Consider the following 18,465-nt stretch of genomic DNA (forward strand, 5'->3'; position numbering starts at 1 on the left):
CACAGGGAAATGCATTCCAATGTGGGAGCGGGCTTGCTCGCGAAGGCGTTAGCCCGGCCAACTCAGATCCAGGCCACTGCCAACAATCCCGCCCCCAACACCACACACAACGGCGAATAAGCCCAGGTATCAAGCCGGGCAAACCTGGAATCCTTGACCTGCTTGAAGAACCCCACCAGGTTCGAATCCCCAATCGCCCGGGCAAACATCAGCATCGCAATGGCGCTGATCACCCACTGCAACGACCAGTGCTGCACCGTCGGCAGGTACAACCCCACCCGCAGACACACCAGCATCGCAATCAACAATAACCCCACCGCGACCAGCAACGTGGCAAAGCCCGAGGGCTTGAACGCTTGCCTTGACTCCCCGCCGCCCTCCCCGGGCACTCGCGGCACCGCCGCCTCGCTTCCAAGCTTGCCACCTGCCGCCCAATACAAGTGAATCAGGCTGATCAACAGGAAGATTGCAGCAATCCATTGCGCGACCATTAGGCTCATATTCAGACTTCCAGCGTGAAATGTCGCAGCAGGATGAACTTCATTGAGCATTTTTGTAAGGGTAAATGTCATCGGCGGTGGTAAAGTGCCGCCCCATGAAATTCGCCCGAACTGATCGCACATTGATGGCCTGGATGCTTTATTGCTGCGTCCTGTTCAACGTGTTCGCCTGCAGTATTGGTCACGGGCAAATGGTCGGAATGCAGCTCAACGGGCTCGGCGGCCAGTTCTGCAGCGTCGACCCGGCGACCCAGGCGCCCGTATCGTCGAACACCTCCGAGGAGAAGCTGCCGACCCTGTCCAAGGCTTTCGGTTGTCCGCTGTGTTCCACCGGGGGGATGGGCCCGGCGCTCAACTCCAGCCTGACCCTGGCGATCCTGCCGCAACAACACAGCCCGCCGTTGGCTGTTGTTGCCTCCATCGATCTCCCCACCCGCTACACCTGGCCGTCAGCCAACCCGCGCGCCCCGCCTTTCGCCTGAGTTTCTTTGCCTTTACTGATCAGCCCACTGTGCCAACGCGCCGCGTTTGCCTGTGCGCTGTTTCCTAGACAAGCATTCAGGATTCAATCGATGAAACACATCCCTTTACTGGCGAGCCTGTTTGGCTGCCTGTCCGTCAACGCCTGGGCGCAATCCACCGTGGACCTGGCGCCGATTACCATTGATGGCGAGGCCGGCAACGAACCCGGGCTGAGCCTCGATCAATCCAGTGGCATGGCCTCGCGCCTGGGTCTGAGCGTGCGGGACACACCGGCCTCGGTGGCCATCGCCAATCGCAACGACATCGAGCGCCACGGCGCGCAGAACTTCCAGGACGCCGGCAACACCTTGCCCGGGGTGAACGCCAGTGCACCGCCGGGGTTCGGCGGATTTGTCTCTTATCGTGGATTCACCAGCAGCCAGATCACCCAGATGTTCAACGGCATCAACGTATCGGGCGGTTTGGCACGCCCGGTGGACGCATGGATTTATGATCGGGTGGAACTGGTCGGCGGCCCGTCATCGCTGATCAATGGCGCCGGCTCCGTGGGCGGTTCGCTGAACTACGTGACCAAACTGGCGACCCGCGAGGAGCAAGCCGTCGACGGTCGGGTCAGCTACGGCAGCTACGACACCACCGAGACCGCATTTGGCCTCAATCACGCCCTCAGCGAAGCCGGGGCGGACGTTCAGCACTACGCGCGACTCGACGTCAGCCACAACACCAGCAACGGCTACATCGACCGTCAGGAGCGCGATGCCTGGAGCGTGGCGTTTTCGCTGCTCAGCGACCTGACGCCTAACTTGTCCCATACCCTGGCCGTGGAATATCAGGACGAGCACGAGGACAGTCCGTACTGGGGCACGCCGGTGCTCAATCCCAAGGCCGGCGAATTGAAGATCGACAAACACAACCGCTTCAACAACTACAACGTCGAGGACGGCCGCTACGAGCAGCGCACGATCTGGGTGCGTTCGATCATCGATTACCGGATCAATGACAGCACCACCCTGCGCAACACCCTGTATCACCTCGACAGCCAGCGGGATTACCGCAACCTCGAAACCTACCAATACAACGCCGACAACAGCGCGGTGAACCGCTCCACGGCCTATCAGGTGCGGCACCAGGGCGAGCAGAACGGCAACCAGTTCGAACTGCGCCACGACAACACACTGCTGGGGCTGGACACCACCTGGTCCGGCGGTTTCGAGTACAAGGTCAACCAGACCACCAACTCGCCGCTGAACGTCAAAGGCGCGAGCACGGTCGATCCGAACAACTTCCAGCCGGGGCATTTCTATGACATCCCCGGGATAAATCCGAAGCTGATCAGCGACAAAACCAACGAGGTCACCACCAAGGCGCTGTTCGCCGAGAACCGCCTGGCGCTGACCGACAAACTGGCGCTGCTGACTGGCCTGCGTTACGACGACATCGACCTCGACGTGACGAATCACCGGGCGGTGACCGCCGCCAATCCTCGGCACCTCAAGCAAAGCTGGGAGCCGGTGACCGGGCGAGTCGGCCTGACCTACCAGTTCATTCCGTCGGCCAACGTCTACGTGCAATACAGCACCGCCGCCGAACAGCCCAGTGGCACGCAAGACTTTGACGTGTCCACCGGCAAGCAATGGGAAGTGGGCAGCAAGTTTGATTACCTGGACGGTCGCGGTTCGGCGACGGTGGCGGCGTACACCATCGAGCGCAAGGACTTCGCGGTGACCGATCCACTGGACTCGACCCTGAGCATTCCGGTGGGTCAGCAGACGTCGAAAGGCATCGAACTGGCCACGTCCTTCAAGATCACCGACAAGCTGTTGGCCGAGGGCAATTTCGCCTGGGTCGATGCGCAATACGACGAATTCACCGAGAAGAGCGCGGCGGGCGTGGTGGTTTCCCGCAAGGGCAACACGCCGACCAACGTACCGGATCGGGTGGGTAACCTGTGGCTGACCTACGACTTCGCCCCTCAATGGCAGGGCGGCGTCGATGCGCGGTACGTGGCGTCGGTGTTTGCCGACAATGCCAACACCATGACGGTGCCGTCGTACACATTGTTTGGGAGTTTTCTCAGCTACAAGGTCGACCAGCACACCACCGTCACCGGGCGGGTGCGTAACCTGACCAATGAGGTGTATGCCGAGTTTGCGCATGTTTCGCCGGCGTATTATCTGGGAACGCCGCGCACTTTCGAGTTGGCTGTACAGACTAAGTTCTAAGAGCAAAAGCTTCGCGAGCAAGCCCGCTCCCACAGTGGAACTGGGTGTACACAACATGTGTGTTCACCCCAATCCCCTGTGGGAGCGGGCTTGCTCGCGAAGGCGTCAGCCGTGCCGCCGCATCATTGAAGACTGGCACTCACCTTATCCGCCACATCCTTCGGCACCCAAGCCTGCCAAACATCCGGGTGCGCCTTCATGAAGGCCTCCGCGGCCTGACGTGGCGCGGTGTGTTTCTCGCTCATCTCGGCCAGGGCCTTGTTCAACGGCTCGATCGGCAAATCGACCTTGCTGAAGAACTGGGCAATCTCTGGATGCTGTTTCTGGAATGGCGTGGACACCCCAATCGACAGTTTCGACGCCAGGGAACGGGTCGGTTTGGGATTCGGGTTGTCGGCGTCGGTCAGGGTTTTCCAGGCTTCGGCGTCAAACGGCGGTTCTTCCAGTTGAATCAACTTGAACTTGCCGAGCAATGGCGTCGGTGACCAGTAATAGAACAGCACCGGTTTGCCCCGGCGGATCGACGAGGCGATTTCCGCGTCCAGCGCCGCGCCGGAACCGCTGCGAAAATTCACATAGCTGTCGTTCAAGCCGTAGGCCGTGAGCTTCTGCTTGTTGACCACTTCCGAAGTCCAGCCAATCGGGCTGTTGAGGAAGCGGCCCTTGCCCGGGCTTTCCGGATCTTTGAACACGTCCTTGTATTTCGGTAAGTCGCTGACGCTGCGCAGGTCCGGCGCCAGGGGCTTGATGCCTTTGGCCGGATCGCCCTTGATCACGTATTCCGGCACCCACCAGCCTTCGGTGGCACCCTTGACCGTATCGCCCAGGCTCGCGACCTTGCCTTCGGCCTCGGCCTTGACCCACACCGGACTGCGCCCGGCCCATTCTTCGCCGATGACCTGGATGTCATTGTTGGCCAGGGCGGTTTCCAGGGTGATGGTGGTGCCCGGCAACGTGTCGGTGGGCAGGCCGTAGCCCTTCTCGACAATGATCCGCAGGATATCGGTAATCAGGCTGCCGCTTTCCCAGTTCAGGTCGGCGAAGTGAATCGGCGCCTGGGCGGCGAATACCGGGGCCGGCCCGGCCAACAAGCCAAACGTGGCCAGGGTAGCGGCCAACAACCGTCGAAGTCCTTTCATGCTTTTGCACCTCGTGCTTTCACAGCAATAGCAGGATGGCCTGGCAGACAAGACCGCAAGCCTCTGAATACTCAGTCCACTGACTGTAGTAGAGGTTCCTGCTTTTTAGGGATCACAAGGTACGAGGATTACTTTTCAGAAGGTTGCTGCAAGCGGGCAAGCTCCCTTCGCACCATGCTGGCGTACTCCGCCGGACGCAAGGTGTAGATCTGTGACGCCACCCAGGTCAGCCAACCACTCTGCAGAATGGCCTTCTGGTCAAAAAGGCGCTGGGCCTCGACCTGTGCGCTGGCGAGGTTCTGCACATGGAAATCGGCGCGGGTCAGGGGCATTACTCGCTGGCCTTGAAGGTGACCAGTTCACCTTTGCGCCACTTGGCGGCCTTGGCGGTGACTGCCTTGAGGGTTTTGGTCAGGCCTTCCTGCAACTGCTGATGGGCGGCGAACACCATCACCACGCTATGGCCTTCCTTGAACACGATGCCGTGGCCGTCGGCGGTGGTGACAAACGCGTAATCGCCCAGGCCGTAGACCGTCAGTTTGATTTCGCGGAACTTGATGTCCAGTTTGCCGCCTTCGCGACTGGGCAATACCGAAGCGCTGAAATGATCGCCGACCTTGAGTTTCAGACCCGGTTTGTCGTCCACCACCAGCGAGGCTTCGGTGTCGATTTCGGCAATGTAGATGCCTTCGGCGTTCTGTTCGGTGACGTAGACGAAACGGGACTGGAACTGCTTGACCAACTTTGCCCGCAAATCACCCAGAACAAACAATGCGTGCATATCAAGATTACTTACTGCCAAGGAAACATCCCCACATCTGAAAATGATGCCGTGCGCAGGAAAAACGCACAGCAGAAAAAAGGCCATGGCGAAGTGTTGCCGAATGAGCCGGGTTGAAATCCTGAACTGAGCTGAGCGCTCATCCATCGCGAAGTTGTGAGATTACTGGATTGTCACTCGCGCCGTCCCCCCTGACGTTCGCCAGACGTTGAAGGAAAAAGCCCTTCTTGCGGCCAGAAAAAGCGGACTACTGACTTTAGGGAAAATTCTCACTAAGAAAAGCACTTTTCCGACATATCGCTCGTAAAAAATTGCTTTAGATGGATGCCAATCGCCAACCAGTGATGGCGATTCTAGAGCAGCCACGCTCATCGAGACTACTAAAACGACGCACGCACGTCGGTTAACACACGAAAAGGACTTCTGTATGTGCACCATGACTCACTTTGCGCATTACCCGGCACCTCACACAAACCACCCGGCGCCCCTGCTCCCCATGGTGTTCCAGGTCTATGCCCTGCCGCTTCAGCCCTTGGTCATGCCGCGCTTCCAGGTCATACCGGCGGGCAAGTCTTTCTTTCATATCAGGGAAACTTCCACCGGTCGTGTAAGAGGTTTCCGCACACACCATAACGAGGCCTGCGCCCTCGCCCGTTCATTGGCGGCCCGTGACTGAGGCATTTGCCCTTAATGACGTTTCGTCACGCCGACGACTTAACTCAGCCGTCGGCCGGCAACTACTGCCATACTGCACGACCAATGAATTCCGGCCCCTCGGCGGACGGCGTTCAATACAACAGAACATTTCCAAGGGAAGGCTGCTACGTGACGGAATTTGATATCGGCGAATTTTTTATCCGGGGCGAAGCCAGAGAGGTCGAAGGCGAATTCCAGGCTGTCATTGTGATGCGCACCAAACCACCCTTGAACACCGTGACCTACCACCAGGTCGAGAAGGATCGCTGGTTCAAGACCTCCGACGTCGCCGCCGTTGCCGCCCAGGAAGCCGCCAAGGCCTTGAAGCTGGCCGTCGACAATGGCGCCCTGAAAGCCTGATTCCGCTTTGCCGTCTATGCTCTCCCTGCTTTGAACCATCGCAATCGAACTCCTGACGCGCGGCTCCCTCAGATGCAGTGAAGCCGCACCTCAGACTTCGCACTCGACGCGACCCGCAAGGAGATGGACATGGATTCACCTACACACGATTTGAAAGGCTTGTTCGACCAGCTCGGCCTGGACTCCAGCGAAAAGGCCATCGACGATTTCATCGCCAGCCACTCACCGCTTCCCGACGACAAAAAACTCATCGACGCCGAATTCTGGACCCCGCAACAGGCCGGGTTCCTCAAAGAACAACTGCGTGAAGACGCGGATTGGGCACGGGTGGTGGATGACTTGAACTTGCGCATGCATCAGGTTCACTAGGCTGCACACCTGAAAAAATCTTGAGCAAAAAAGAGCCCCCTGAAGTGTGCGCTTGCCTGTGGCGAGGGGGCTTGCCTGTGGCGAGGGGGCTTGCCCCCGTTGGGCCGCGAAGCGGCCCCCTCAGGTTTACCGAGCTGCCTGGATTGGCGACTGCTTCGCAGCCGAACGGGGGCAAGCCCCCTCGCCACAAAAAGCCCGTCAAGTGATCAATAAGCCTCGCACTAGCGCGGCTTCTCGGGTTTGTAACCCAACCGCAACCCACCCCAATGCCGCCCCTTGACCGTGATCGGCACCGACAAGTCGTGCATCAACTCGCCGGTATCGCGGGTGTAGGTCTGCAACAGCACCGGTTGCTGATGGCTGCCGCAGCGAATGCCAGTGCGATCAGCGAACTTGCGCTTGGTGCGGTTTTGCAGGGTATCGACCTGAGTATCCCCGGTCAGCGGCTGGCTGAACACGGTGTTATGGGTCGGCACATAGCCCTGCTGGGTGCAGGCGATGGCAAACACCAAACCTTCATGGCGCGGTAGCAACGGTTCCTGAATCGCCGGCAGCACCTGATCGGTGTAACGGTCGAAGCGTGTCTGGAACTTGGCCGGGCTGGTATTGGGGATCGCCTGATAATTGCGATCGAACAGGTCATCGAGACTGACCCGCCCCTGGTCAATGTCCGCTTCAAAGCGGGCAGCAATCTGGCTCGCGCCTTCTCGGGCCAGGTCATAAATCCGTTGGTGATAGTCGTCCAGCCCGACCTCGGCCAGGCGTTCGCTGATGGTTTCGGCCTGGCCTTCCATCTGCACCGCCGCCTGGGCCAGGCGCTGGGTTTGCTGGTCGCTGATCGCCAGGTCGCCACGCATCTGCTCGATGGCATGGAACAGGCTGTCCAGTTGCTCGCGGTTGGTCTCAGCCCCCCGGGCGATTTCCCCGACTTGCTGTTCAACACCGGCGGACAGGCGTGCGATGTTTTCCAGATGCTGACCGGTGTGTTCCACCTGTTTGACGCCGACGTCCAGGTCGCTGGAAAGTTGGCGGATCTGCTCCACCACTTGCGCGGTGCGTTGCTGGATATCGGCAACCATTTCCCCGACTTCACCAGTGGCCGTCGCCGTGCGCGCCGCCAGCCCGCGAACTTCATCCGCCACCACGGCAAAGCCGCGGCCATGTTCCCCGGCCCGGGCCGCTTCGATGGCGGCGTTGAGCGCTAACAGGTTGGTCTGGCTGGCGATGGACTGGATCACCAACGTGACTCGCTGGATATCGTCGCTGCGCAGGCTCAAGGCCTCGATCAGTTCTCGGCTGGCACTGGCGCGCTGACTGAGTTGATGCATGCGCGAGATTGACTCAATCAGCTCCGTGCGTCCGGCGGCACTGCTCTGATGAGCTTCGCTGGCCGCGCCCAAGGCTTCTCGGCTGAGGGTCGACGTGGCTTGTTCGGTGCTGATCATCACTTCGGCATTGCTGACGATGCGCTTGGCGGCGTCGAGCTGCGACTGCACTTTCTCGGCCAGTTGCTTGACCGAAAATGCCACGCCAGCGGCGGACAGTGCGTTGTGACTGGTGGTGTAGGAAAGATCGCGAGTGAGCTCGGCGATGGCGCTGGTGGCGTTCGCCGGGATTGAATCGGTGATCGCCCGGGAGCGCAGGCGCGGCAACCAGATAATCAGCACCGCCACCGGCAAGCCGATGTACAGCGATGCGCCACCCAGGGACATGCCACAGAGCAACAGCACCAGGGCGATGCTTTGCAGTGTCGGCGTCAGCCAAAGGTCCTTTGCCGCTGGCACGGGTGCAGGAACTGCCCCAACCAGAGATCCGTCTCTCGTCATCTTCGTCACCCCATGCGTTTCTATTTGTTGTGCCTGCATTAAACGCCACTACCGGGCCATTATCTATGGTCCGTTAGTCGCGGATGTTGCAGCAGGTCAACAAAAATCGCAGACGGCAAAAAGCATCGCGGGCAAGCCTCGCTCCTGTAGGAGCACGGCTTGCCCGCGATGGTGACGCTACGAAATCAGGCCTGACGCTGGTGCTTGTCGATCTGTTCGTGACGCTCTTGAGCTTCGATGCAGTACTTGGTGGTCGGGCTGATCAGCAGGCGTTTCAGGCCAATGGCCTCGCCGCTGTCGTCGCACCAGCCGAAGCTGTCTTCTTTGATGCGTTCCAGCGCCTGTTCCAACTGAGGCAGCATGCGCTGGTCGCGATCGATCGCGTTGACCAGCCAGGTGCGCTCTTCTTCAACGGAAGCCGCGTCGGCCGGGTCAGCCGGGGTGTCCAGACTTTCGATGGCGATGCGGTTCTGTTCGATGCGCTCGTGGGTTTCGACTTTCATGTTCTGCAACAGCTCGTAGAAAAAAGCATGTTGCTCGGCATTCATGTAGTCATCCGCCGGCATGGCCAGCAACTTGTCCTTTGTCATTGATATCTCTATAAAAAAACGTGCATTAAGGCGAATTAGGGAGCGTTGCGGCGGACCTGGGAGGCCGTCGCAAAGGCGCCGTTTATTCCAAGCGCCACCCGGCACTCAATTTACGAGGGCCGGCAGTCTAAGGCCGACTTGAGGCCTCAGCAACTGAAAAGACAGCGAATTTGTCCGACAACACCCGCAAAGTGCACTACGGCAGCCGTTGTGGCGGTCATCGGAGTGCGTTTATAGCAAGAAATTCAGTCCAGCGGCTGTATATAGAAGACAAACGGCAGCGCCACGCGGGTCAGGCGTGGCGCATTTTGCGGTTTGTTTCGGGTTGTTTCTGTTTCAGCGCTTGAGTTTGCGCTTGTTGCGGTACTGGTCGATCACCACCGCCACAACAATAATCAATCCCTTGATGATGTCCTGAATATACGCATCCACCCCGACAAAGGTAAAGCCGCTGGCCATCACCCCGAGGATCAGCGCACCAATCACGGTGCCAGTGATGCGCCCGACGCCACCGGCCAGGCTGGTGCCGCCAATGACTGCAGCGGCAATTGCATCCAGTTCATAGGACATCCCCATTCCGGCCTGCCCGGTCGCGGCGCGGGCCGAGGCCACCACGCCGGCCAGGCCTGCGAGCAACCCGGCGATGCTGTAGACGATCACCAGATGCCGCTTGACGTTGATCCCGGAAGTGCGCGCCGCCTGCATGTTGCCGCCGATGGCGTAGGTGTATTTGCCGTACTTGGTGTAGCGCAGGGCGATGTGGAAGATCACCGCCACCACCAGGAAGATAATGACCGGCATCGCGCCGTGGCCGATGGCGGTGTAGGAATCGGACAACATGCTCACCGGTTGGCCTTCGGTGTAATAGCGCGCCAGGCCCCGGGCCGAGACCATCATGCCGAGGGTGGCAATGAAAGGCGGGATCCCGGTGACGGCAATGATGCTGCCGTTGATCGCCCCCGCCAACAACCCGACCCCGAGCCCGGCAATCACCGGTATCCACACCGGCAAGTCGGTCAGCGACGGAAACACCGCCCGGGCAAAGTCCGAGGTCTGGGCCAGGCTGGCGGCAATCATCGCCGACAGCGCCAACACCGAACCCGAGGACAGGTCGATACCGGTGGTGATGATCACCTGGGTCACGCCGATGGCCAGCAGGCCGATGATCGACACTTGCAGGATCATCAGCACCAGGCGCTGGGAATTCATCAGGAAGCTCTGGTCGCGCACGATCCAGCCAAACACCTCAAACACCAGGCCGATGCCAATCAGCACCAGGAAGATGCTCAATTCGGTCGGAAAGCGCCGACGACTCTTGGTCGGTGCCGTTGCTGGCTTGTTTTCCAGTATCGCGTTCATAACCACTCACCTTCTAAAAAATCTGGCGTCGAATACATACCCTGTGACCAGTGATTACCTGTGGTCTGGAGCTTACTTGTGGCGAGGGAGCTTGCTCCCGCCGGGCTGCGAAGCGGCCCCAAAAGCGTGGGACTGCTGCGCAGTCCAGCGGGAGCAAGCTCCCTCGCCACAGAGACTGTGTTCGCCATTGATTAATGGCACTGGGACATACCCGAGGCCAATTGCATCACCCGTTCCTGGGTCGCTTCGCTGCGGTCGAGGGTGCCCATCAGGTCGCCCTCGTGCATGACCATCACCCGGTCGCTCATGCCGAGCACTTCCGGCAGTTCCGAGGAAATCATGATCACCGCCATGCCTTCGCTGGCGAGGTAGGAAATCAGTCGATAGATTTCGGCCTTGGCGCCGACATCGATGCCACGGGTCGGCTCGTCGAGGATCAGGATCCGAGGGTTGGTCATCAGCCAGCGAGCGAGCAAGGCTTTCTGCTGGTTGCCGCCGGACAAGGTGTCGATGCACTGCTCAAGCGACGGGGTTTTGACCCGCAGCTTCTTGCACATGTCTTCGCACAACACCCGCAGGGCTTTTTGCTGGATAAAACCGTGGCCGGCGTAATGCGGCAGCACGGCCATTTCCATGTTCTCCAGGACCGACAGGCACGGGAACAGGCCACTGAGCTTGCGATCCTCGGTCAACAGGGCGAAGCCCTTCTCGATCGCCATGTGCGGATCGGTGATGCGCACCACCTGGCCATCGAGGCGAATCTCGCCGCCGTCGCTGGGCGTGATGCCGAAAATCGCTTCGGCGACGTTGGTCCGCCCGGAACCCATCAACCCGGCGAGCCCGAGGATTTCCCCGGCGTGCAGGTCGAAGGAAACGCCTTTGAAAATGCCGTCCAGTTTCAGGTCGCGCACCGACAGCAGCAGGTCGCCAATCGGCTTCTCCCGCACCGGGAACAACTGGCTCAGCTCGCGCCCGACCATCATCGAAATCAGGCTGTCGCCGTCCATGCTGTCAGCCCGTTGCAGGCCGATGTAGGCACCGTCGCGGAACACCGCCACTTCATCGGCGATGGCGAACACTTCGTTCATTTTGTGGGTGATGTAGATGATGCCTTTGCCCTGGCTTTTCAGGTCGGCAATGATCGAGAACAGGTGGGCGACTTCCTTGTCGGTGATGGCCGAGGTCGGTTCGTCCATGATCAGGATGTCGGAATCGTATGACACGGCTTTGGCGATCTCGACCATTTGCCGCTCGGCGATGCTCAGGTTGCCGACCTGCTCTTCCGGGTCGAGGTTGATGCGCAGGCGTTCCAGCAGTTTCGCGGTGCAGCGGTGCATTTCCCGGTGATCGACCATGTGCAGGCCATTGAGCTGTTCGCGGCCGATCCAGATGTTCTCGGCGATGCTCATGTGCGGCATCAGGTTGAGTTCCTGGTGAATCATTGCGATCCCGGCCTGGAGCGCCGACAGCGGGGTTTCAAACACCACTTTTTGCCCACGAAGGCGCAGTTCGCCGGCGTCCGGTTGGTAGATGCCGGCGATAATTTTCATCAGGGTCGATTTGCCCGCGCCGTTCTCGCCCATCAGGGCCAGCACCGAGCCGGGACGCACGCGAAGCTGCACATCGGACAAGGCAATCACACCGGGAAAACCCTTGCTGACGTTGATGATCTCCAGCAGGTACGGCTCATCGACAGGTGTTGCGGTTGGCTGGCTACCCACCAACGGGGTGCTCGAAGCAGTCGCTGAAGCGAACATGATCAGGTACTCCATCAGCAAGGTCGCAGTGGCCACCTTGCGTGCTTATTGTTGTTATTGGGCGGACGGGCTATTTGAACGTGTCGACGTTTTGCGGGGTGATCAAGCGGTATGGCACCCAGACGTTCTGTTCCACCGCTTCGTTCTTGGCCATTCTCACGGCGGTGTCGATGGAACCGTCGGCCTGCCCTTTCGCATCCTGAAACACCGAGACGGTCATGTTGCCTTTCTTGATCGCGTTCAAGCCATCCGGCGTACCGTCGACCCCGGCGATCAGCACTGTGCCCTTGTCGACGCCGGCCTGACTCAGGGCCATCGCGGCGCCAATCGCCATTTCATCGTTGTTGGCCACCACTGCGTCGAATTTGCGGCCCTGGGTCAGCCAGTCGTTGACCAGGGTCATGCCCTTGTCGCGCAGCCAGATACCGGTCTGCTCTTGCTCGACCTTGATGTTCGGGTACTTGGCCAGCACCTCTTTCACACCCTTGGTGCGATTGGTGGTGGAGTTGTTGGCCAAGTCGCCGAGCAGGATCACGATGTCGCCCTTGCCGCCCATTTTGTCGGCCAGGTATTGCATCTGCATCTCGCCAGCCTCCAGGTCGTTGGAGGCCACGGTGACCACGCCTTTGGGGAGTTTCAGGTCATCCGGGCGGCGGTTGACGTAGACCAGCGGAATGCCGGCTTTCACGGCGGCTTCGGTGATTTTACGGGTGGCGGCGGTGTCCACCGGATTGACCACGATGGCATCGACTTTCTGGCTGATGAAGCTTTCGACCTGGCTGAGCTGCTTGACCACATCGCTGCGGGCATCTTCGAATTGCAGCTGCACGCCGTCAGGATAGGACTTGGCTTTCTTGTCCATGGATTCGCGCAGGTAGGTCAGCCAGGTGTCATCGAACTGGGACATGCTCACGCCGATCTTCATATCGGCCAATGCAGCGCCGCTGGCGAACATCAAGGAGAGAGCAAGGGCGGTGAAACGGATCTGGGTCTTCATGAAAAGTCTTTCTCCACATTCTTGTTGGTTTTATGGATATGGCGTGACGATTTCAGTAAGCGGCAACAGGGTCAAACGTGGCGCGAGGCAGGTCGCTGGAAATGACTCTATTGGAATATAATTTCTATATCAACTCATTTTAGAATTTTATTCTGATTTTATTCCACGGGGATCGAACGGCCCCAAATCCACCACTTGCCGGCGCTCGGCACTCAAGCGCGCAGCGTCCAGAACGTGGGTGGTCGCCAGTGCATCACGGGCCTCGACCGGCAATGGGCCACCGCTCTGTAACGCGGTTTGTAGCTGTAAATAGAACTGATTCCAGCAGCCACGCTCGGACGGCACGCGCTCGCGCACTTCGCCCTGCTCGAACCAGCCCCAGCGCCGATGCTCTTCCACACCCCAGCGCTCGCCCTCGGATTTCGGCGAGAGCCCGGCCAGCGCCAGGTCCTCCTGCCCGTCCAGGCCATCGACGCTGTAGCAGCCCTGGGTGCCGGTCACCCGAAAGCGCGGGCCGGGGGTGTTTTGCAGGCAACTGCCGCCCAAATGCGAAATCACCCCGCTGGCGTGGGTCAGGGATATAAAGAAGCCGTTGTCGTAGGTTTGGTCTTTTTCCTGGTATTCCAGCTCGGCGTAGACCTTTGTAACCGGGCCGAACAGCAGCAATGCCTGATCCACCAAGTGGCTACCGAGATCGCGCAGGAAACCGCCGCCGCTGCCGTTGTTCACTGATTTCGGCGAGTAGCGCTCGACCCGGGATTCGAACCGGGTGATTTGGCCGAGGGCACCGGACTCGATGAGCTTGCGCACGGTGAGGAAATCCGAATCCCAGCGTCGGTTCTGGTAGACGCTGAGCCGCACGCCCTGGCGCTCGGCCATGGTGATCAGGGTTTTCGCCTGTTGCGCATCGGCGGCGAACGGTTTGTCGCTGACTACCGCCACGCCGTGTTCGATGCCGTCGAGGACCAGCGCCGGGCGGCCCTTGAGTGGCGTGGAAATCACCAACACGTCGACCCCGGCCTCCACCAATTGGCCGATGCTGTCGAAGGCCGGCACGTTGGGGTGTTCGGCGGCCAGCAACTGACGGCGCTCCGGGGAGCGTGTGACCACGCCGACAAACGTCGCGCCCGGCAGGCTGCCGAGCAGCGGCGCATGGAAAAACCGGCCACCGTGGCCGTAACCGACAAGTCCGATTCGCATGATTCAACTCCTTCTTGATCGCGGCCCCCTGTGGGAGCGGGCTTGCTCGCGAATACGGTGTGTCAGGCGACATCAATATTGACTGTGCTGACGCCTTCGCGAGCAAGCCCGCTCCCACAAGGGGTTTGTGTGGGGCTTAGCGGCAGAGTTCGCTTTTGACCCGTTCGAGCATCATCCGGTTGGATTCGTCCGGCCGGTCTTCCCAGGCGAATACCGACACCGTGGCGATGCCGTCGAACTGGATTTCGCGCAACGTGCTGAAAAACGCCTCCCAATTCACCTCACCCTGGCCGATGTCCAAATGCTGGTGCACGGTGGCCACCACACCCGGCGGGTTAACGATGTAGCGCAACCCCGACGACGCCTTGTGGTTGTAGGTGTCGGCGATGATCAAGTGGCTCAGTTTCGAGCCGGCGTACTTGAGCATCGAGGCGATATCACCCACGCCGTCGTCATAGAAAAACGTGTGCGGCGCGGCGTAGAGGTAGTTGATCCAGTCGCGATCCAGCCCGCGAATGATGTCCACCGACTCGTTGTTGCGCTCGCAGAAATCGTAAGGGTGAGCCTGGATGTCGAGCTTGATGCCTTCACGTTCGAACTCAGGGATCAACTCGTCCATGGAGCGCATGAACTGGTTTTCGCACACCAGCGGGCTGTCCGACTGGCCGGTGAATTCGGTGTTGACCAGTTCGCAGTCCATCTCCACCGCAATCTGGATCGCACGCTTCCAGTTGCGCACGGCGGCTACGCGCAGGCCCTCGTCGGCGGCGGCCCAGTGGTACATCGGTAATAAAGAAGAGAGCTTGACCCCGGTGTCGCTCAGGGCTTTGCGAAATTCCTTGATCCTGGCCCTATCGACGCGGGGGGCTTTGTAGAACGGCAGGAAGTCTTCACGGGGCGAGAGCTCGATGTGTTCGTAACCGAGCTCGGCGACCTTATCGACCATCTTGCCCAGGGACAGGGTGCGGTACATGTAGGGGTCTAGTGCGATGCGCATGTTCTTGTTCTCCTTCACCTGACGCTGATCGTTCCCACGCTCTGCGTGGGAATGCCGCCATGGACGCTCTGCGTCCGCTCTTGGGACGCGGAGCGTCCCGGGATTCATTCCCACGCGGAGCGTGGGAACGATCAGCGGTTAGCCGTAGAAATGGGGGCGCTCTGGCAGGCTGACGTTGACGATCTGGCCGTTGTTTTGCGCTTCGATACATGCGTCTGCGGCCACTGCTGCGGCGAAGCCGTCCCATGCCGATGGGCCGCCGACTTGCCCTGCACGTACGCCATCGATGAACGCCTGCAACTCAACGTCGTAGGCAGCAATAAACCGATCCTTCCAGTCCATCAGGATCGCGTTCGACAGCTTCGCCCCGCTGCGCAATTGCACCTGTTGCGGTTCCGGCAATTTGGCGATGCCGGTCTCCCCCACCACTTCGCACTGGATGTCGTAGCCGTACTGGCAGTTAACGAACACTTCCACGTCGATGCGCGTGCCCTTGGCGGTTTCCAGCAGGACGATTTGCGGGTCTTTCAAATGCGCGAGGGCCTTGCTGGATTTGCGCGGGAACACCACTTGCACCGACACGTAGTCGTCGTCGAGCAACCAGCGCAGCACGTCCAGTTCATGGATGAGGGTGTCGGTGATCGCCATGTCAGTCTTGTAGTTCTCGCCCACGGTCGGGTTGCGGTGCGCGCAATGCAGCATCAGCGGTTCGCCGATCTGGCCGCTGTCGATCACAGCCTTGAGGGCGCGATAACCTTCGTCGTACGGGCGCATGAAACCGACCTGCACCAGACGCTTGCCGTGGGCCACTTCGGCCTCGACGATCTTGCGGCAGCCTTCGGCGGTGACGGCCAGGGGCTTTTCGCAGAACACCGGTTTACCGGCAGCAATCGCGGCCAGCACGAACTCTTCGTGGCTCGGGCCCCAGGAGGTGACAAGGATCGCCTCGACTTCTGGCGCCTTGATCAGCGCGTGGCCATCGGGGTAGACCTCGGCAGTCAGTTTCAGGTCGGACACGACTTTCGCCGCTTGCTGCAAGTTGATGTCGGTGACGGCAACCACCTGGCTATTGAGCAAGGTCTGGCTGCAACGACGGATATGGTCCTGGCCGATGGCCCCGGTGCCGATGACGCCGATCTTCAAAGACATATAAACACTCCCGCTTATTGGTTTGAGGGCTATCAGTACTGACGGGCCTTGACCAGTCGTTCGTTCAGGGTCTTGGCCACGGCATCGGTGCGCGCACTGGTGGAAACCTGCGCCACGCCGACCCGCCACCACGACAGGTATTTGTGAATCATGGTCTTGGGCAGAACCTTGATATCGATCAGCGTCGAGACCGTCTGCAACCGCGCATCCGCCAACGCCGCTTGCAGTTCTGCAACGGTGTTCACTTTGTAAGTCTTGCAGCCATAGGCCGCCGCGCTCATGGCGAAATCCACCGGCACGAAGCCGCCATCGAGCTTTCCGGTTTCCGGGTTGCGGAAGCGGAACTCGGTGCCGAAGCTGTCCATGCCGTGTTCCATTTGCAGGTTGTTGATGCAGCCGAAGGTCATGTTGTCCAGCAGCACCACGTTGATCTTGCGGCGCTCCTGGATCGAGGTCGCCAGCTCCGAGTGCAGCATCATGTAGGAGCCGTCGCCGACCAGCGCATAGACCTCGCGCTCCGGTTCGGCGAGTTTCACGCCCAATGCGGCGTTGACCTCGTAACCCATGCAGGAATAGCCGTACTCGACGTGGTAGGTGTTCACGCCCTTGCTGCGCCAACTGCGCTGCAAGTCGCCGGGCAGGCTGCCGGCGGCGGCGACGATCACTGCATCGTCGGCCAGGGTTTCGTTAAGCACCCCGAGCACGCGGCTCTGGGTCAGGCAGGAACCGGTCAGCTCGATGAATTCCCGCAGCACGGCCGGGTCCATGTGGTCGTTGATTTCCGGGACGAAATCCTTGGCCTGATAGTCGATCTGATAGATGCGGTCGACTTCTTCGTCCAGTTGCACCTTGGCCTGACGCGGTTGATCGCCCCAGCTCGAGCGGTAGTCGCCCAGTGCATCGGCCAGTGCCAGCAAACCGGTTTTTGCGTCGGCCAGCAGTTGCACGCCGTCGAGTTTCAGCGCATCGCAGGGGCTGATGTTGAGGTTGAGAAACTGAACCTCAGGATGCTGGAACAACGATTTCGACGCCGTGGTGAAGTCGCTGTAGCGGGTGCCAATCCCGATAATCAAATCAGCGTCCTTGGCCAGCAGATTCGCCGCCAGACAACCGGTTTCGCCGATACCACCAACGTTCAGCGGATGGCTCGACACCACCGCGCTCTTGCCGGCCTGCGTTTCCGCGAAGGGAATGTCGAAGCGCTCAGCAAACGCCTGCAACGCGGCATTGGCCCCTGAATAACGCACCCCGCCACCACAAATGATCAGCGGCTTGCGCTTGCCTTTGAACAGCGCCAACGCATCGCCAATCATCGCTTCGGTGGCCGGACGGCGCTCGATGCGGTGCACGCGTTTTTGCAGGAAATAATCCGGGTAGTCGTAGGCCTCGGCCTGCACGTCTTGGGGCAAGGCCAGGGTCACGGCGCCGGTTTCGGCGGGGTCGGTGAGCACGCGCATGGCGTGGATCGCCGCGGTCATCAGTTGCTCGGGACGGTTGATGCGATCCCAGTATTTGCTCACGGCTTTGAAGGCATCGTTGGTGCTGATGCTCAGGTCGTGGAACTGCTCGATCTGTTGCAGCACCGGGTCCGGTTGGCGGCAGGCGTAGACATCGCCGGGCAGCAGCAACAAGGGGATGCGGTTCGCCGTGGCGGTGGCCGCAGCAGTGAGCATATTCGCGGCGCCGGGGCCGACCGATGAGGAACAGGCGTAGATCTTGCGCCGCAGGTGTTGCTTGGCGAAACCGATGGCGGCGTGGGCCATGCCTTGCTCGTTGCGGCCCTGATGCACGATCAGGTCACCGCTGTCCTGCTCCAGAGCCTGGCCCAGGCCGAGCACGTTGCCGTGGCCGAAAATGGTAAAGATCCCGGCGACGAATTTGCTCTGGACGCCATCGACCTCGATGTACTGGTTATCGAGGAATTTCACCAGGGCCTGAGCCATGGTCAGTCTTGTTGTGGTCATGCTTGCACCTTTTTTTAAGGCAAACCCAATCTAATGTGGGAGCGGGCTTGCTCGCGAAGGCGGCGGTACATTCAAC

The 18,465-nt window shown here is 60.1% G+C and carries 18 protein-coding genes; 5 read left to right on the forward strand and 13 right to left on the reverse strand.

Translation table 11 applies throughout. From position 1 onward, the window contains the following. Nucleotides 1-62: 62 nt before the first annotated feature. On the reverse strand, nt 63-500 hold the full coding sequence (locus BK665_RS27140) for a DUF3995 domain-containing protein (RefSeq protein WP_123409608.1): 438 nt from the start codon (nt 498-500) through the stop codon (nt 63-65). Nucleotides 501-595: 95 nt separating this feature from the next. Here BK665_RS27140 and BK665_RS27145 point away from each other — a divergent pair, with 95 nt between their 5' ends. Then, complete coding sequence (locus tag BK665_RS27145) at nt 596-982, forward strand: DUF2946 domain-containing protein (protein WP_123409609.1); 387 nt, start codon at nt 596-598, stop codon at nt 980-982. 90 nt (nt 983-1,072) lie between these two features. After that, nucleotides 1,073-3,205 (forward strand): TonB-dependent receptor, encoded by a 2,133-nt coding sequence (locus BK665_RS27150; RefSeq protein ID WP_123409610.1) that lies wholly within the window; start codon nt 1,073-1,075, stop codon nt 3,203-3,205. Between the two features lie 122 nt (nt 3,206-3,327). Here BK665_RS27150 and BK665_RS27155 read toward each other — a convergent pair whose 3' ends face one another. From BK665_RS27155 to BK665_RS27165, 3 genes are all read right to left on the reverse strand, one after another. After that, entirely contained in the window at nt 3,328-4,344 is a 1,017-nt protein-coding gene (locus BK665_RS27155; RefSeq protein ID WP_123409611.1) for an ABC transporter substrate-binding protein, read from the reverse strand. A gap of 128 nt (nt 4,345-4,472) precedes the next feature. Further along, the gene (locus BK665_RS27160; protein WP_123409612.1) at nt 4,473-4,676 is read right to left on the reverse strand and encodes a hypothetical protein; all 204 of its coding nucleotides are present in this window, start codon (nt 4,674-4,676) and stop codon (nt 4,473-4,475) included. Then, a complete protein-coding gene (locus tag BK665_RS27165) occupies nt 4,676-5,146 on the reverse strand; it encodes a hypothetical protein (RefSeq protein WP_123409831.1) in 471 nt (156 codons plus the stop codon). Before BK665_RS27165 ends, BK665_RS27160 begins: the two co-directional genes overlap by 1 nt. A 406-nt stretch (nt 5,147-5,552) precedes the next feature. Here BK665_RS27165 and BK665_RS35020 point away from each other — a divergent pair, with 406 nt between their 5' ends. From BK665_RS35020 to BK665_RS27180, 3 genes are all read left to right on the forward strand, one after another. Next, nucleotides 5,553-5,801, forward strand: a complete 249-nt coding sequence (locus BK665_RS35020; protein WP_123409613.1) for a hypothetical protein — start codon at nt 5,553-5,555, stop codon at nt 5,799-5,801. A gap of 149 nt (nt 5,802-5,950) precedes the next feature. Next, nucleotides 5,951-6,181 (forward strand): hypothetical protein, encoded by a 231-nt coding sequence (locus tag BK665_RS27175; protein WP_123409614.1) that lies wholly within the window; start codon nt 5,951-5,953, stop codon nt 6,179-6,181. A gap of 129 nt (nt 6,182-6,310) precedes the next feature. Further along, nucleotides 6,311-6,550: a DUF2789 domain-containing protein gene (locus BK665_RS27180; protein WP_054052826.1), complete on the forward strand. Its 240-nt coding sequence runs from the start codon at nt 6,311-6,313 to the stop codon at nt 6,548-6,550. A 221-nt stretch (nt 6,551-6,771) separates the two neighbouring features. Here BK665_RS27180 and BK665_RS27185 read toward each other — a convergent pair whose 3' ends face one another. From BK665_RS27185 to iolD, 9 genes are all read right to left on the reverse strand, one after another. Beyond that, the gene (locus BK665_RS27185) at nt 6,772-8,415 is read right to left on the reverse strand and encodes a methyl-accepting chemotaxis protein (RefSeq protein WP_375538951.1); all 1,644 of its coding nucleotides are present in this window, start codon (nt 8,413-8,415) and stop codon (nt 6,772-6,774) included. A 146-nt stretch (nt 8,416-8,561) separates the two neighbouring features. Then, nucleotides 8,562-8,966: a TraR/DksA family transcriptional regulator gene (locus tag BK665_RS27190; RefSeq protein WP_010459637.1), complete on the reverse strand. Its 405-nt coding sequence runs from the start codon at nt 8,964-8,966 to the stop codon at nt 8,562-8,564. A gap of 336 nt (nt 8,967-9,302) precedes the next feature. Then, complete coding sequence (locus BK665_RS27195) at nt 9,303-10,325, reverse strand: ABC transporter permease (protein ID WP_054052830.1); 1,023 nt, start codon at nt 10,323-10,325, stop codon at nt 9,303-9,305. 191 nt (nt 10,326-10,516) lie between these two features. Then, nucleotides 10,517-12,082 (reverse strand): sugar ABC transporter ATP-binding protein, encoded by a 1,566-nt coding sequence (locus tag BK665_RS27200; protein WP_123409832.1) that lies wholly within the window; start codon nt 12,080-12,082, stop codon nt 10,517-10,519. 70 nt (nt 12,083-12,152) lie between these two features. After that, nucleotides 12,153-13,079 (reverse strand): sugar ABC transporter substrate-binding protein, encoded by a 927-nt coding sequence (locus BK665_RS27205; protein ID WP_123409616.1) that lies wholly within the window; start codon nt 13,077-13,079, stop codon nt 12,153-12,155. 147 nt (nt 13,080-13,226) lie between these two features. After that, a complete protein-coding gene (locus tag BK665_RS27210; protein WP_123409617.1) occupies nt 13,227-14,279 on the reverse strand; it encodes a Gfo/Idh/MocA family protein in 1,053 nt (350 codons plus the stop codon). Between the two features lie 136 nt (nt 14,280-14,415). Then, on the reverse strand, nt 14,416-15,276 hold the full coding sequence (locus BK665_RS27215; protein ID WP_123409618.1) for a sugar phosphate isomerase/epimerase family protein: 861 nt from the start codon (nt 15,274-15,276) through the stop codon (nt 14,416-14,418). A gap of 138 nt (nt 15,277-15,414) precedes the next feature. Next, complete coding sequence (gene iolG / locus BK665_RS27220) at nt 15,415-16,425, reverse strand: bifunctional inositol 2-dehydrogenase/D-chiro-inositol 1-dehydrogenase (protein ID WP_123409619.1); 1,011 nt, start codon at nt 16,423-16,425, stop codon at nt 15,415-15,417. Between the two features lie 32 nt (nt 16,426-16,457). Further along, nucleotides 16,458-18,389 (reverse strand): 3D-(3,5/4)-trihydroxycyclohexane-1,2-dione acylhydrolase (decyclizing), encoded by a 1,932-nt coding sequence (iolD, locus tag BK665_RS27225; protein WP_123409620.1) that lies wholly within the window; start codon nt 18,387-18,389, stop codon nt 16,458-16,460. Between the last annotated feature and the right edge of the window lie 76 nt (nt 18,390-18,465).

This window comes from Pseudomonas frederiksbergensis, from assembly GCF_003732665.1.
Classification (GTDB): domain Bacteria; phylum Pseudomonadota; class Gammaproteobacteria; order Pseudomonadales; family Pseudomonadaceae; genus Aquipseudomonas; species Aquipseudomonas frederiksbergensis_G.

Excerpts from the sequence above, each read along its gene's own strand:
- BK665_RS27140 (WP_123409608.1), bottom strand. The coding sequence starts at position 500 with ATGAGCCTAATGGTCGCGCAATGGATTGCTGCAATCTTCCTGTTGATC.
- BK665_RS27145 (WP_123409609.1), top strand. The coding sequence starts at position 596 with ATGAAATTCGCCCGAACTGATCGCACATTGATGGCCTGGATGCTTTAT.
- BK665_RS27150 (WP_123409610.1), top strand. The coding sequence starts at position 1,073 with ATGAAACACATCCCTTTACTGGCGAGCCTGTTTGGCTGCCTGTCCGTC.
- BK665_RS27155 (WP_123409611.1), bottom strand. The coding sequence starts at position 4,344 with ATGAAAGGACTTCGACGGTTGTTGGCCGCTACCCTGGCCACGTTTGGC.
- BK665_RS27160 (WP_123409612.1), bottom strand. The coding sequence starts at position 4,676 with ATGCCCCTGACCCGCGCCGATTTCCATGTGCAGAACCTCGCCAGCGCA.
- BK665_RS35020 (WP_123409613.1), top strand. The coding sequence starts at position 5,553 with ATGTGCACCATGACTCACTTTGCGCATTACCCGGCACCTCACACAAAC.
- BK665_RS27180 (WP_054052826.1), top strand. The coding sequence starts at position 6,311 with ATGGATTCACCTACACACGATTTGAAAGGCTTGTTCGACCAGCTCGGC.
- BK665_RS27185 (WP_375538951.1), bottom strand. The coding sequence starts at position 8,415 with ATGCAGGCACAACAAATAGAAACGCATGGGGTGACGAAGATGACGAGA.
- BK665_RS27190 (WP_010459637.1), bottom strand. The coding sequence starts at position 8,966 with ATGACAAAGGACAAGTTGCTGGCCATGCCGGCGGATGACTACATGAAT.
- BK665_RS27195 (WP_054052830.1), bottom strand. The coding sequence starts at position 10,325 with ATGAACGCGATACTGGAAAACAAGCCAGCAACGGCACCGACCAAGAGT.
- BK665_RS27200 (WP_123409832.1), bottom strand. The coding sequence starts at position 12,082 with ATGTTCGCTTCAGCGACTGCTTCGAGCACCCCGTTGGTGGGTAGCCAG.
- BK665_RS27205 (WP_123409616.1), bottom strand. The coding sequence starts at position 13,079 with ATGAAGACCCAGATCCGTTTCACCGCCCTTGCTCTCTCCTTGATGTTC.
- BK665_RS27210 (WP_123409617.1), bottom strand. The coding sequence starts at position 14,279 with ATGCGAATCGGACTTGTCGGTTACGGCCACGGTGGCCGGTTTTTCCAT.
- BK665_RS27215 (WP_123409618.1), bottom strand. The coding sequence starts at position 15,276 with ATGCGCATCGCACTAGACCCCTACATGTACCGCACCCTGTCCCTGGGC.
- iolG (WP_123409619.1), bottom strand. The coding sequence starts at position 16,425 with ATGTCTTTGAAGATCGGCGTCATCGGCACCGGGGCCATCGGCCAGGAC.
- iolD (WP_123409620.1), bottom strand. The coding sequence starts at position 18,389 with ATGACCACAACAAGACTGACCATGGCTCAGGCCCTGGTGAAATTCCTC.